Here is a 14,513-nt window from a genome sequence, read left to right on the forward strand (position 1 = left end):
TGGTGAAGGGGATCAGGCGTGCGACCCAGGATAATAGGACTGGAGCGAGCGCACTTCAAGGGCGCGGTCCCGCAAAGCCTCGATTGCGTCCGCCGCAGCGACGCTGGCGGTCGCGGTGGTGAAACTTGCAATCTTTGCGCGTAGAGCACTGGTGCGGATCGCCTTGCTGTCTTTTAGGGACTGCCAGCCTTCGGTGGTGTTGAAGATCAGTTGCACGTCGCCATCGGTGATCCGGTCGACGATGTGCGGGCGGCCTTCGGCCACCTTGTTCACATGCTCGACGGCGATCCCCTGCCCTTCCAGATAGGTGGCGGTGCCGCCGGTGGCGATGATGGTGAAGCCCATGCCCGCCAGCTTCTGCACCGCCGGCAGGATCACCGGCTTGTCGCTGTCCTTGACCGAGACGAAGACGGTGCCGCTGGTCGGCAGCACGGTACCCGCACCCAGCTGCGCCTTGGCAAAGGCGGTGGCGAAATTGCTGTCGATGCCCATGACTTCGCCGGTGCTCTTCATTTCCGGCGAGAGCACGGGGTCGACGCCGGGGAAGCGGTTGAACGGGAAGACGGCTTCCTTGACCGCGACATGGTCGATCGCGTTGCGATCGATCTTGGGCAGATCCTTGATCTTCTCACCGGCCATGACGCGCGAGGCGATCTTGGCGATCGGGGTGCCGATCGCCTTGGCGACGAAGGGCACGGTCCGGCTGGCGCGCGGATTGACCTCGATCAGATAGACGATGCCGTCCTTGACCGCGAACTGGATGTTCATCAGGCCACGGACCAACAGGGCACGGGCCAGCACTTCGGTCTGACGCTCGATCTCGGCAATCACCTCGTCCGACAGGCTGTAGGGCGGCAGCGAGCAGGCGGAGTCACCGGAGTGAACGCCGGCTTCCTCGATATGCTGCAGCACGCCGGCGACGACCACATCGTCGCCGTCACACAGCGCGTCCACGTCCACCTCGACCGCATCACGCAGATACTGGTCGATCAGCACCGGGGAGTCGCCCGACACCTGCACGGCGGTAGTGATATATTCTTCGAGCTGGGCCTGGCCGTCGACAATTTCCATGGCGCGACCGCCAAGGACGTAGGACGGACGCATCAGCACCGGATAGCCGATACGATTGGCGACCGCGATCGCCTCCTCGCGGCTGCGGGCAATGCCGTTGGCCGGCTGGCGCAGCTTCAGCTTGTCGATCAGCGCGGCGAAACGCTCGCGATCCTCGGCCAGGTCGATCGCGTCCGGACTGGTGCCCAGGATCGGGATGCCGGCATCCTCCAGCGCCTGTGCGAGCTTGAGCGGCGTCTGGCCGCCAAACTGCACCAACACGCCCGCCAGCGTCCCCTTCGACATTTCTACTGCCAAGATTTCCAGCACGTCTTCGGCCGTCAGCGGCTCGAAATAGAGGCGGTCGGACGTGTCATAGTCGGTCGACACGGTTTCCGGGTTGCAGTTGACCATGATCGTCTCATAGCCGGCTTCGCTCAGCGCAAAGCAGGCATGGACGCAGCAATAGTCGAACTCGATGCCCTGGCCGATGCGGTTGGGACCACCGCCCAGGATGACGACCTTCTTGCGGTCGCTGGGCTGCGCCTCATTCTCCGGCTCGCCGAATATCGGGGCTTCATAGGTCGAATACATGTAGGGCGTCTTCGCCTCGAACTCGGCGGCGCAGGTGTCGATGCGCTTGAACACCGGACGCACGCCCAGCTTGTGGCGCAGACTACGCACTTCATCCTCGGTCACGCCGCCGGTCATGGCAACGACGGCATCGTGGATCAGGCCGCTGCCGCGGGCGACGCCGCGCTCATTGCCGCGCAGATTGGCGGACTTGAGCGCCAGCCAGGCGAGACGCTTGTCGGAAAAGCCCATGGCCTTGAGGCGGCGCATGCCGTCCGCATCGCGCGGCAGGCCGTGTTCCAGCACCTCATTCTCCGCCTCGACGATTTCCTTGAGGCGCTCCAGGAACCAGGGATCGAACTTGGCGATATTGTGGATTTCCGCGACGGTCAGACCTTCACGAAGGGCTTGCGCAGCGACCAGCAAACGATCGGGCGTCGGCTGTGCCAGGGCGGCGATGATGTCGTCCTTGGGCGCGCCGACCAGATGATCGACCTGGTTGAAGCCCGACAGGCCGGTTTCCAGACCACGCAGCGCCTTCTGCATCGATTCATGGATGTTGCGGCCGATCGCCATGACTTCGCCAACCGACTTCATGGCGGTGCCCAGCAGCGGCTCGGCGCCCTTGAACTTTTCAAAGGCGAAGCGCGGGATCTTGGTCACGACATAGTCGATGGTCGGCTCGAACGAGGCCGGGGTCGCACCGGTAATGTCATTCTCGATCTCGTCGAGCGTGTAGCCGACGGCCAGCTTCGCCGCGACCTTGGCGATCGGGAAGCCGGTCGCCTTCGACGCCAGCGCCGAGGAGCGCGACACGCGCGGGTTCATCTCGATGACGACCAGACGGCCATCCTTGGGATTGACCGCGAACTGGACGTTGGACCCGCCGGTTTCGACGCCGATCTCGCGCAGCACCGCCAGGCTGGCGTTGCGCATGATCTGATACTCCTTGTCGGTCAGCGTCAGCGCCGGCGCGACGGTGATGGAGTCGCCGGTGTGGACACCCATCGGATCGACATTCTCGATCGAGCAGATGATGATGGAATTGTCGTTGCGATCGCGCACGACTTCCATCTCATATTCCTTCCAGCCGAGGAGCGATTCCTCGATCAGGACTTCGGTGGTCGGCGAAGCATCCAGGCCGCCGCGGACGATGTTCATGAACTCGTCGCGATTATAGGCGATGCCGCCGCCGGTGCCGCCCATGGTGAAGCTGGGACGGATGATCGAGGGAAGGCCGGTGAACTCCAGCGCTTCCATCGCCTCTTCCATGGTGTGGGCGATGCGCGAGCGGGCCGATTCCAGGCCGATCTTGTCCATGGCGTCGCGGAACTTGATCCGATCCTCCGCCTTGTCGATCGCCTCGGCGTCGGCGCCGATCATCTGGACGCCGTATTTCTCCAGCGTGCCGTCGTTGAACAGCGCCAGCGCCGTGTTGAGCGCGGTCTGGCCGCCCATCGTCGGCAGCACCGCATCGGGCCGCTCCTTTTCGATGATCTTCGCCACGATTTCGGGCGTGATCGGCTCGACATAGGTCGCGTCGGCAAATTCCGGGTCGGTCATGATGGTGGCCGGGTTGGAATTCACCAGGATGATGCGATAGCCCTCTTCCTTCAGCGCCTTGACCGCCTGCGTGCCCGAATAATCGAACTCGCACGCCTGGCCGATGATGATCGGACCAGCGCCGATGATGAGGATGGAGGAGATGTCGGTGCGTTTGGGCATCTTATTTCTTCTTACCAAAAATCTTGGGGAAAAAGCCGATTGGCTTCGATGGTTCGGGCGCTGGAGGTTGACGCATCATTGCAGCCTCCCAGCCATCATATTCAACGCCGTAGCTGTCACAGAGGTCGCACAGCGCTGCCAGAGTCGTAGTTCGCCATTCTTCGCCGATGGCTTCATGTCGCTCGGCGATAATACCATCTGCATTGACTGTCGGCTTTACCGCGTAACCTAGTTCACGGAGCGAAGCGCCTAACGCTTCGAAGTTTCCGCCGTCCATAAAATGAAGGACATGACGGGCATCGCCGAAATCTTCGCGTCGATCAGCGAAGACGTTCAAGGTTTCCTTCGCCAGTTCGATCTGATCGCGGTTTGCCATCAATGCACGCCCCCCGCCTGCGCCTCGCAGCCCCAACCGTCATATTCGACGCCGCAGAGGATTTCGATCTGGAGGCATTTCTTGGTCAGCGCGCGGATCGAGGCTTCGTCGACCGGCTGCACGCATTCCAGGAACAGGAACAGGTCGCCTTCCTCATCCTCCTCCCGGTCCAGTTCGACGAAGCCGAACTGGCTGGCGATGGTGAGGACACGCTCGAAATCCTTCTCGCTGCCCCGGAAGCTGACGTCCACGGGCCGCGCGAGACGCGCGACGTCGCCATTGCGCTTCAGGTTGGCGAGAACCTCACGGTCCGCCTCCCACTCTGCGGCAAGGCGCGCTTCGTCAACCGGGGGCAGGTTCTGGCTCACGCCGCGACCGCGCCCTTGAGGCCATCGACGAACTTCTTGAACAGGTAGAAGCTGTCCTGCGGGCCGGGCGAGGCTTCGGGGTGATACTGGACCGAAAAGGCATTCTTGTCGGTCAGTTCGATGCCGCAATTGCTGCCGTCGAACAGCGAGACATGGGTCGAGCGCGCATTGGCCGGCAGCGTGTCGACATCGACGGCGAAGCCATGGTTCATGCTGGTGATCTCGACCAGGCCGTCCGACAGGCGCTTGACCGGATGGTTGGCGCCGCGATGACCCTGATGCATCTTGATCGTCTTCGCGCCGACGGCGAGGCCAAGCAGCTGGTGGCCCAGGCAGATGCCGAAGACGGGGATGTCGGCGGCCAGTACCTGCTGGATCACCGGCACGGCATATTCGCCGGTCGCGGCCGGATCGCCCGGACCGTTCGACAGGAACACGCCGTCGGGATTGAGCGCCTTGACCTGATCGAAGGTCGCGGTGGCGGGCAGCACGGTGACGCGCGCGCCGGCCTTCACCAGATTGCGGAAGATGTTGTTCTTCGCGCCATAATCGATGGCGACGACATGGGGGCGTTCCTCGCCCGCTTCATTGAGGCCATAGCCATGGCCGATGGTCCAGATGCCATCCTTCCACAGGCGGCTTGCCTTGCCCGTGACTTCGATGGCGAGGTCCATGCCTTCAAGGCCGGGCCAGGCGGCCGCCTTGGCAGCGAGCGCGGCGATGTCGAAATTGCCATCCGGATCATGGGCGATGACGACGTTGGGCGCGCCCTTCTCACGGATCATGCGAGTCAGTGCGCGGGTATCGACACCGGCGAGGCCGATGCGGCCGTTGTCCTTCATCCACTGGTCGAACGGTTCGACATTGCGGAAATTGCTGGGCGCGGTGACGTCCTGGCGCACGATGCAGCCGAGCGCATAGGGGCTGTCGGCTTCGACGTCGTCGAGATTGGTGCCGACATTGCCGATATGCGGGAAGGTGAAGGTGATGATCTGCCCGGCATAGGAGGGATCGGTCATGATCTCCTGATAGCCGGTGATCGAGGTATTGAAGCAGAGTTCGCCGACCGCGTCACCGACCGCGCCGAAGCCGCGACCGAAGACGGCGGAGCCATCGGCAAAAACCAATACCCCTGTCGCTCCTTTGGGCACAATGAGGGTCTTGGCGTCAGCCATGGTCTGCGGTCCTTTATGCTTTTGCGGGAACCCGTCTGGTGCGGGTTAAACGGCCGGTCACCTATTCCCGCAACGCGTGAAGGTCAACGTCTGTTAAAAATCTCTTTTCGCATTATATCTACTCCTTTCCCGAGAAACAGGATTAATTCGCCCATGATTCGCGACACCATCAAGAGCGCCCAAGTGGAGTCCATGAAGGCCGGCGACAAGGATCGCCTGGCCGCCGTGCGCCTGATCCTGGCCAAGCTCAAGGATCGCGACATCGAACTGCGCACCGCCAGCAATGTGCCCGACGACGACACGGTCGTGGTCGAGGTGCTGCAGAAGATGGTGAAGCAGCGCCGCGAATCGATCGACATGTTCAAGAGCGGTGGCCGCGACGAACTGGCGGCCAAGGAACAGGCCGAGCTGGACGTGATCGAAACCTTCCTGCCTGCGCAGCTGAGCGAGGACGAGACCCGCGCCGCGATCGAGGGCATCAAGGCCGAGATCGGCGCGGAAAGCGTCAAGGACATGGGCAAGGTGATGGCCGTGCTCAAGGAACGCCATGGCGCGGTGATCGACATGAGCAAGGCGAGCGGGCTGGTGAAGGCGGCGCTGAGCTGAGTTAGCACCGGGCTGACACGCGCATGCGATACTGACATAATAGCCCCTCCCTTCCAAGGGAGGGGTTGGGGTGGGTGATGGCGCTGCGCATCAATGCGAGACTCGGTCAATTTGCGCGCAAGATGCGGTGCGAGCCCACGGAATATGAACGCCGCCTTTGGGGCGCCCTACGCGGTTCCCAGCTGGACGGCTTCAAATTCCGCCGACAAGCCGTGATCGAACCCTATATCTGCGACTTTCTCTGCCCCCTCCTCGGCCTCATCATAGAAGTCGATGATGATAGCCATGATGCTATCAAGGATCGAGATAGAGACTTTGACCTTGCACATCAGGGCTATCTGGTTTTGCGCTTCTCCAACATCGACATTCGGGATAATCTGGAAGGCGTGCTGAGCGTCATTCTGGATCGTGCCCGCGCCATGCCGGAAAGGCAGAAGATCACCCACCCCAACCCCTCCCTTGGAAGGGAGGGGCTTTAATTAGATGACCCTCACGCCCCAATGGCTGGACGAGCTGCGCGCGCGGACGTCGCTTTCGACGTTGATCGGCAAGACCGTGAAGGTGCAGAAGGCGGGCCGCGAGTATAAGGCCTGCTGCCCCTTCCATAACGAGAAGACGCCCAGCTTCACGATCAACGACGAGAAGGGCTTTTATCACTGCTTCGGCTGCGGCGCGCATGGCGATGCGATCCGCTGGATGACCGACCAGCGCGGCCTGCCCTTCATGGAGGCCGTGAAGGAACTGGCGGCAACCGCCGGCATGGAAGTGCCCGCCGCCGATCCGCGCGCGGCCAAGCGCGCCGAGCAGGCCAAGGGACTGCATGACGCGATGGGCGCCGCGCAGAGCTTCTTCGAGGACCAGCTTGGCAGCATCGACGGCGGCGACGCCCGCGCCTATCTCGCCAAGCGCGGCATCAGCGACGCGACCCGGCGCACGTTTGGCTTTGGCTATTCGCCGGATTCGCGCGGGAAGCTGAAAGGCGCGCTCAAGGAATTTGGCGAGCCGATGCTGGTCGAGGCCGGCTTGCTCATCGACCCTGACGGCGAACGTGAAACATATGACCGGTTCCGCGGTCGCCTGATGCTGCCGATCCGCGATATTCGCGGACGGGTGATCGCCTTTGGCGGTCGGATCATCGGCCAAGGCGAACCCAAATATCTGAACTCGCCCGACACCCCGCTCTTCGACAAGGGGCGCACCCTCTACAATATCGACCGCGCCTCCCCCGCCAGCCGGCAGAGCGGCCGGGTGATCGTGGTCGAGGGCTATATGGACGTGATCGCGCTCGCCCAGGCCGGTTTCGGTGATGCGGTCGCGCCGCTCGGCACGGCGCTGACCGAGCATCAGATCGAGCGGCTGTGGAAGATGGTCGAGGTGCCGATATTGTGCTTCGACGGCGATGCGGCCGGGCAGAAGGCAGCGATCCGCGCGGCGACCCGCGCCCTCCCCCTGCTGCGCCCCGGCCATAGCCTGGCCTTCGCCACTCTGCCCGCCGGGCAAGACCCCGACGACCTGCTCCGCACCGAGGGGCCGCGCGCGATGGACGCCGTGTTGGCGGGCGCCCAGCCATTGGTCGATCGCCTGTGGGAGCATGAGCAGAAGGTCGGCCCGCTCGACACGCCCGAGCAGAAGGCGGCGCTCAAGCAGCGGCTGGCCGCCCATAGCGACTCGATCCAGCATCCCGATGTCCGCGCGCTCTATGCCCAGGCATTCCGGGAGCGCTATGACGCACTCTTCTTTGCCCGGCCGGATCGGTTTGGCGGCGGCCAGCGTGCCCCGCGCGGCTCCGGTGGCGGTGGCAGCCGCGCCGGCTGGCAGCGCGACAAGAAGGGCAATTGGAAGCCCCCCGTCCCGCCCGCCGGCAACGAGGCGCGGGAGATCGGCGCGAGCGGCATGGAACATCGGCTGCTGCGGGCGATATTGGCCAGCCTGCTGCGCGATCCGGAGCAGATTGTCCTGCACCGCGAGACGCTGTCAGGCCTGCGAATCGGTGATCCCGCGCTGGCGCGATTGCTGGATGCGATGATCGCCGCATCCTTCCGCAAAGAAACAGTTGAAACGCAGGCCCTCCTTACCATATTGGGGCAAGGTGACTTGTATAATATGGCTAAGGGGATGCTCCGGGCCGATACGTTCACATTCACCCCACATAGGATGACAACCGACCCCAGTCGCGTGCAACGCGACCTGGACGAGGCCATCCGGGTGATGGCGCAAGGACCGGAGCTGGAAACGGCGCTGACGGAGGCTACTAGACGGTTCGAGAGCGACTTCAGCGAAGAGAATTTCGCTGAACAGCAGCGCGTCCGCGCGCTGAAAGCCGATCACGACAGCCGCCTGGCGGAACTGGCGCAGTCCGAAGACATTGTTTGATTGAGGCTCGTTCCTGTCGGGACGACGGAGTTAAGGCGAATAGATGGCGACCAAGGCGAACAGCAAGAATGGCGGGATGGGCGATGGCGAGGATGGCGATGCCCCCCTGCTCGACCTCAACGAAGCGTCCGTCAAGAAGCTGATCGCCCGCGCGAAGAAGCGCGGCTACATCACCTATGACGAACTGAACGATGCCCTGCCGCAGGACCAGATGTCCTCCGAGCAGATCGAGGACATCATGTCGGCGCTCAACGAGATGGGCGTCAACATCGTCGAGAATGAAGAGGCGAGCGAAGACGGCGACGAGCAGCGCGAGCGCGAGGAAGCCGACGACGCCGACGATGATTCGAGCGACGATGACGGCCCCAAGCTCGTCACCGAGAAAAAGAAGGAAACGGTCGATCGCACCGACGATCCCGTGCGCATGTATCTGCGCGAAATGGGCGCCGTCGAACTGCTCAGCCGCGAGGGCGAAATCGCCATCGCCAAGCGCATCGAGGCCGGCCGCGACACGATGATCCTGGGTCTGTGCGAAAGCCCGACCACCTTCAACGCGATCATCGAATGGTCGACCGCGCTCAACAATGGCGAGATGCAGCTGCGCGAGATCCTCGATCTCGACGCCATGCTGTCCAAGGATCCTGCTCCTGAAAATATGGAGGAAGGCGCCGAGGATGATGATGGCGAGATCAGCGAGAAGACCGCTGGCCCCAGCTTCAAGGAAGAGGAAGAGCCGGAGGAGGAATCCGCCGACGGCGACGAGGACGAGGATGGTGCGCCCCGCGCCCGTCGCGAGGAGGACGAGGAAGAGGACAACACCCTGTCCCTCGCCCAGATGGAAGAGACTTTGAAGCCGATGGCGCTAGAGAAGTTTGCGACCATCACCGAAATCTTCCGCGCCTTCTCCAAGGCCCAGGAATCGCGCATGGTCGCCATGGCGAACGGCGAGAGCCTGAGCCAGAAGGCCGAGGACAGCTATCATGAGCTGCGCGAGCAGCTGACCGCCGAGGTCGAGAGCGTCCAGTTCCACCAGCAGAAGATCGAATATCTGGTCGACCAGCTCTATGCCTATAACCGGCGCCTGACCGCGCTGGGTGGTCAGATGCTGCGTCTGGCCGAGCGCCACAAGGTCAGCCGCAAGGACTTCCTCGAGCGCTATATGGGCCATGAACTGGACGATGCCTGGCTGGAAAAGGTGCAGGGCCTCGACAAGAAATGGGCCGCCTTTGCCGCTGCCGAAGGCCGCGCGGTCGAGCGCATCCGCAACGAAGTGAGCGAGATCGCCCAGGCGACCGGCATGTCGCTCAGCGAATTCCGCCGCATCGTGAACATGGTGCAGAAGGGCGAGCGTGAGGCGCGCATCGCCAAGAAGGAAATGGTCGAGGCGAACCTGCGCCTCGTCATCTCCATCGCGAAGAAGTACACGAACCGCGGTCTGCAGTTCCTGGACCTTATCCAGGAAGGCAATATCGGCCTGATGAAGGCAGTCGATAAGTTCGAATATCGCCGCGGCTACAAGTTCAGCACCTATGCGACCTGGTGGATCCGTCAGGCGATCACCCGTTCGATCGCGGATCAGGCGCGGACCATCCGTATCCCGGTCCACATGATCGAAACGATCAACAAGCTGGTCCGTACCAGCCGCCAGTTCCTGCACGAGCAGGGCCGTGAGCCCACGCCGGAGGAAATGGCCGAGCGCCTGTCGATGCCGCTCGAAAAGGTGCGCAAGGTGATGAAGATCGCCAAGGAGCCGATCTCGCTCGAAACGCCGATCGGCGACGAGGAAGACAGCCATCTGGGCGACTTCATCGAGGACAAGAATGCGATCATCCCGGTGGATGCCGCGATCCAGGCGAACCTCAAGGAAACGGTTACCCGCGTCCTTGCCAGCCTGACCCCGCGCGAGGAACGCGTACTGCGCATGCGCTTCGGCATCGGCATGAACACCGACCATACGCTGGAGGAAGTGGGCCAGCAGTTCAGCGTGACCCGCGAGCGTATCCGCCAGATCGAGGCGAAGGCGCTGCGCAAGCTGAAGCACCCCAGCCGCAGCCGCAAGATGCGCAGCTTCCTGGACCAGTAAATCCGGTCAGATTATCGCTTCAAACAAGGGCCCGGCCGGACATTCCAGCCGGGCCTTTTGTTTTTCAAGACGATAGCATCATTTGTTAACCATAACGGCCTAGACCATTGGTGCCACATTTGCGACCAGCCGAAGCGACAAGTTTAACCCGGCGTTTACGCACCATGCCCTAAATTATACCCAGCGGCGCCCCTTACGCCGTTGCCACAGGGAAATTTCTATGAGCGAAGTGACGGCGCTGCGCCGGGGCGACGATATTGCGCAAATCCTGGACATGTTGGTTCGGGCCGATGGCAGCTATAGCCACAGCTATCTGGCCCAGGCGAGCCAGGATGCCCGCTCGCGCGATGGCCTTGGCCTGCCCGACCTTGCCGATGCCGCTTATTATCTCTGCCTGCTCCATGGTCGCCATCCCGGCGTGATCGACCATGCCGCCACCCGCTCGGTCGACAATGCCGCGCGCCGCTGGCTGATCGAGGCCGCCGACGCCTTTGCGCGGGAGCGCGCCTATCTGACCCAGGTCACCGTGGCTGCTGGCCCCGCCCCCAGCACGGCGGGCCAGAGCAGTTGCGAAACCATCGTCAGTCAGCAGCGCCATGCGCTCGACATGCTGGCCCAGTCCGACCGGCGCGGTTGCGCCATGGGCGCAGCGATCGCGCTGGTGCTGGACTGGCGCGCCGTGCGCAAGCTGCTGGACATTGCCGCGCTTCGTGCGGGCATCGAACCGGTTCCCTGCTCTTTGCCCGATCATCGGGCAACGCTGGACGTGGCGCGCGCCATTGGTGGCGATCCGGCCGTTGATCGCGCGATCCAGTTCGGCATGCGCCAGCTGCTGGCCCAGCATCGCGGTCTGTGGGATGTGCTGGAGGCGCGCGCCGCCATCCGCCGGCAACAGCAGGACTGATCCATCGCCCCACCGCTTGCCGCAACGCACAAACGCGTTGCGCCCCAATCCCGCTTTGCCTAGTCCGGTCCTCCAGCAATGATGGAGCGGAAGAGAGCCATGCGCTTTGAGGGCACCCAGGATTATGTCGCCACCGACGATCTGAAGGTCGCGGTCAATGCCGCGGTGCTGCTGCGCCGGCCGCTGCTGGTGAAGGGCGAACCGGGCACCGGCAAGACCGTGCTGGCCCAGGAAATCGCCAAGGCCATTAACGCCCCCCTCATCGAATGGAACGTCAAGTCGACGACCAAGGCGCATCAGGGCCTGTATGAATATGATGCGGTTGCCCGCCTGCGTGACGGCCAGCTGGGTGACGAGCGGGTCCACGACATCGCCAACTATATCCGCAAGGGCAAGCTATGGGAGGCCTTCACCTCCCCCACCCTGCCCGTCCTGCTGATCGACGAGATCGACAAGGCCGATATCGAATTTCCCAACGACCTGTTGCAGGAACTCGATCGCATGGCCTTCCATGTCTATGAGACCGGCGAGACGGTCGCGGCCAAGGAACGGCCGGTCGTCATCATCACCTCGAACAACGAGAAGGAATTGCCCGACGCCTTCCTGCGTCGCTGTTTCTTCCACTATATCAAGTTCCCGGATCGCGAGACGATGCAGGCGATCGTCGATGTCCATTTCCCCGGCATCCAGAAGATGCTGGTCAGCCGGGCAATGGACATTTTTTACGACATTCGCGAGGTGCCCGGTCTCAAGAAGAAGCCCAGCACCAGTGAATTGCTCGACTGGCTGAAGCTGCTGCTGAACGAGGATATGCCGCTCGACGTGCTGCAGAATGCCGACCCGACCAAGGCGATCCCGCCGCTGCACGGCGCGCTGCTCAAGAATGAGCAGGACATCATGATGTTCGAGCGCCTGGCCTTCATGGCGCGGCGCCAGGGGCGCTGAGGCCGCCGGCCAGCCTGGCCGAATCGCGCTCCTGACATTGGGCGAACCCGGCCTGGTCGTGGCCGAAGGCGTCATCCCCACCGATGCTGCGCCGCAATGGACCTGTCACGGCCCGCAATTGTCGCGATTTCCGGGGCAAATGGCCCCGCCGGCGTGAAGGCGGCTTGCGCCCCTGCGGAATCCGTGATTTTCTGATCCTCTGTCATTCAAGGCCGCGCCAAGACGGTCTGGATCGAGAGAGAGGATGCCAATGCCCCGACGTGCGTTGTTCCTATGTTCGATGGCCCTCTGCCTGGCTCTGCCCTCGCTGGCGCAGGCTGCGGACGATATCGAGGCATGGACGCCCAGTGATACTGCCATACGTGCCACCGCCGCCGGCATCAGCCTGCCGCAGACGGTCGCCAGCCTGTCGTTGACCAAGAGCGGCGAAGTATCGAACGGCGGCAAGGGCATCGACAATTACGCCCAATATATTTCGCAGGATGGCGCCATCCAGGCGACCCTCTATGTCTATCTGCCCACCTATGCCGACGCTTCACTCGCCGCTTACATGACCGACAAGGCGGTTATGGAGCGGTTCGGCGGCAAGACCCATCGCACCGCTTATGACAGCGTCGCCGCCGGCGGCCGCGCGGGCACGGCGATCCGCGCCGTCTATGACGATGCCGCCGATGGCGCGCTGACGACGGCGGCCGCCTTCGCCCATGCCGGGCGCTGGATGGTGAAGCTGCGCGTCACCGGGCCGACCGAACGCCGCGCCGAAGTGCTGGCCGGGTTGGACGGCATGCTGGCCGGCCTGAAATTCGACGATGCGACAAGCCTTCACGCGACCAGCCCGGCCAGCTTCGGTGCCTGCCCGACCGGCGATGGCAGCGACGCCCGCCTGACCAAGGCCGTGCCCAGCGGCACCGCCGGCCAGCCCGTGCCGCAGGAGGTCCGCATCCCGCGCGAGGGCAAGGATAATCTGTGCATTCGCGGCACCGTCCAGACCGCACAGGGCAGCTATGACATGCTGCAGCAGACGGGGCGCAGCGATGGCGCGATCATCGTGCCGGTCGACGATAGCGGCACTGTCCTCGCCTTCGATCCCGCCACCCGCGACCTTGGCTATCAACTGTCGATCCATATGGTCGGCCAGACCGACCTTTACGGCGTCTATGACAAGGTGCCGAGCGGCCGCCAGATCGCCGCGATCCTGGACGGCAAGGATCCCCAGACCGCCCAGGCCGAAGCCACGGCACTTTATGCCGCCAATGGCGAGGTTACGATCAGCCAGGGCGCGCGCAAGCCCAACTGAGGCGGTTTTAGAAAATCCTGGGCGCTCCGGACATTATCCGGAGCGCCCTTTCGCTTCCGATCAGCGGCCGGGGCACACGCCGACGCGTTCCCCCGACAATTCGGTCTTCAGGCTGCCGAAGAAGCGCGGCTTCTCGGGGCCCTTGCCGCGCGGCCCCCGTCCGCCAACAGTCTTGTGTTCGGCAGATGCCTCCAGCGCATCGCCCGTGACCGTTCCGTTCATCCTGCCATAGGAAAAGCCGCCATGCGCACGGCCGCAATATAGTCGCCCCTCGAATTTTCGCCCTGACACAGTGACCCGCCATTGGCGGCATCCATGCGGGCCACCGGCCCCAGCCGGCAGAGGTGGCCCCTCCACGGCATAGCGGATCGCCAGATCATCGCGGCGATCGGGGATGCACGCCTCCCACTGGCGGGTGCCGGGAGGATGATGTCCGGATATGCTGCTTACATAGGTCCCGATCTCGGTAAAGCGCCACAGGCCAGGATTGATGGCATGGCGCGCGCCGGTGACGATGATCGCGTCGGATTTTTCGGCTTCGTCCGCTTGTGCATCCTGCCCGGCAGGGGCGGTTTCAAGTGCGGCCTCGCTTACCAGTGCAGGCAGGGTACCCCGATGATTGGCGAGATCATCGATCCGGGCATTGACACATTGCTTGGCCTCTTCGCGCCTTGTCTTCCCGTCGAGCAGGCATTGCTGCAGCAACATGCAGATCGCCCGGTCGGCGGCCGGCGTGCCGGTCGTCCCGTCGAGATTGCAGGCCTTGAGCCAGGGGCCACGAAGCGCATATTCGATGTTGATGATCTTCATCCGGGCGGCGATCACGACGATCTCGTCCTGGGCCTGCTGGGGCGTATCGGTCCCCAGCGCCGCGCCCGACGCGCCGAGCAGCGCCAAAGCCACACCCCGCGTCCATCGCCGTCCCGCCATCGGCAGCCTCTCCTCATTTTTTGTCGTTCCGTCAGCTTAACGATCATGCGCGCGCTGCAAAGCCCTTTCGTCGGGGCCGGAATGATTGGCGTCCGGGCCATGGCGCGC

At 63.4% G+C, this 14,513-nt stretch carries 12 protein-coding genes; 7 read left to right on the forward strand and 5 right to left on the reverse strand.

The annotated features are described in order from the left end of the window. Positions 1-12: 12 nt before the first annotated feature. Genes carB through carA form a run of 4 tightly spaced genes read right to left on the reverse strand, consistent with a single transcriptional unit; the run spans position 13 to position 5,267 of the window. The gene (gene carB, locus DIZ22_RS10340; RefSeq protein ID WP_048937320.1) at positions 13-3,348 is read right to left on the reverse strand and encodes a carbamoyl-phosphate synthase large subunit; all 3,336 of its coding nucleotides are present in this window, start codon (positions 3,346-3,348) and stop codon (positions 13-15) included. Position 3,349: 1 nt separating this feature from the next. After that, positions 3,350-3,724, reverse strand: coding sequence for a hypothetical protein (locus tag DIZ22_RS10345; RefSeq protein WP_122928167.1), 375 nt, complete (start codon positions 3,722-3,724; stop codon positions 3,350-3,352). Beyond that, positions 3,724-4,092 carry a ribonuclease E inhibitor RraB gene (locus DIZ22_RS10350; protein ID WP_010337196.1) on the reverse strand — a complete coding sequence of 123 codons (369 nt, stop codon included), beginning with the start codon at positions 4,090-4,092 and terminating at the stop codon, positions 3,724-3,726. Before DIZ22_RS10350 ends, DIZ22_RS10345 begins: the two co-directional genes overlap by 1 nt. Beyond that, the gene (gene carA / locus DIZ22_RS10355) at positions 4,089-5,267 is read right to left on the reverse strand and encodes a glutamine-hydrolyzing carbamoyl-phosphate synthase small subunit (RefSeq protein ID WP_122928168.1); all 1,179 of its coding nucleotides are present in this window, start codon (positions 5,265-5,267) and stop codon (positions 4,089-4,091) included. Before carA ends, DIZ22_RS10350 begins: the two co-directional genes overlap by 4 nt. Before the next feature lie 153 nt (positions 5,268-5,420). On the opposite strand from carA, the gene DIZ22_RS10360 reads away from it, so the two are divergent. The 7 genes from DIZ22_RS10360 (at position 5,421) to DIZ22_RS10390 (ending at position 13,475) form a co-directional block, all read left to right on the forward strand. Continuing rightward, positions 5,421-5,873, forward strand: a complete 453-nt coding sequence (locus DIZ22_RS10360; RefSeq protein ID WP_004211770.1) for a GatB/YqeY domain-containing protein — start codon at positions 5,421-5,423, stop codon at positions 5,871-5,873. Between the two features lie 77 nt (positions 5,874-5,950). Next, positions 5,951-6,352: an endonuclease domain-containing protein gene (locus DIZ22_RS10365; RefSeq protein WP_080993551.1), complete on the forward strand. Its 402-nt coding sequence runs from the start codon at positions 5,951-5,953 to the stop codon at positions 6,350-6,352. 4 nt (positions 6,353-6,356) lie between these two features. Further along, entirely contained in the window at positions 6,357-8,246 is a 1,890-nt protein-coding gene (gene dnaG, locus DIZ22_RS10370; protein WP_122928169.1) for a DNA primase, read from the forward strand. Between the two features lie 43 nt (positions 8,247-8,289). Further along, positions 8,290-10,329: an RNA polymerase sigma factor RpoD gene (gene rpoD, locus DIZ22_RS10375; protein WP_004211766.1), complete on the forward strand. Its 2,040-nt coding sequence runs from the start codon at positions 8,290-8,292 to the stop codon at positions 10,327-10,329. Between the two features lie 220 nt (positions 10,330-10,549). Beyond that, positions 10,550-11,233, forward strand: a complete 684-nt coding sequence (locus DIZ22_RS10380) for a hypothetical protein (RefSeq protein ID WP_037507512.1) — start codon at positions 10,550-10,552, stop codon at positions 11,231-11,233. 99 nt (positions 11,234-11,332) lie between these two features. Then, positions 11,333-12,178, forward strand: a complete 846-nt coding sequence (locus DIZ22_RS10385; protein ID WP_010337204.1) for a MoxR family ATPase — start codon at positions 11,333-11,335, stop codon at positions 12,176-12,178. A gap of 250 nt (positions 12,179-12,428) precedes the next feature. Then, complete coding sequence (locus DIZ22_RS10390) at positions 12,429-13,475, forward strand: hypothetical protein (protein WP_048937325.1); 1,047 nt, start codon at positions 12,429-12,431, stop codon at positions 13,473-13,475. 60 nt (positions 13,476-13,535) lie between these two features. Here DIZ22_RS10390 and DIZ22_RS10395 read toward each other — a convergent pair whose 3' ends face one another. Further along, positions 13,536-14,405: a DUF3617 family protein gene (locus tag DIZ22_RS10395; protein WP_048937326.1), complete on the reverse strand. Its 870-nt coding sequence runs from the start codon at positions 14,403-14,405 to the stop codon at positions 13,536-13,538. Positions 14,406-14,513: the final 108 nt, after the last annotated feature.

The organism is Sphingobium sp. LF-16, from assembly GCF_003711185.1.
GTDB classification, from domain to species: Bacteria; Pseudomonadota; Alphaproteobacteria; order Sphingomonadales; family Sphingomonadaceae; genus Sphingobium; species Sphingobium yanoikuyae_A.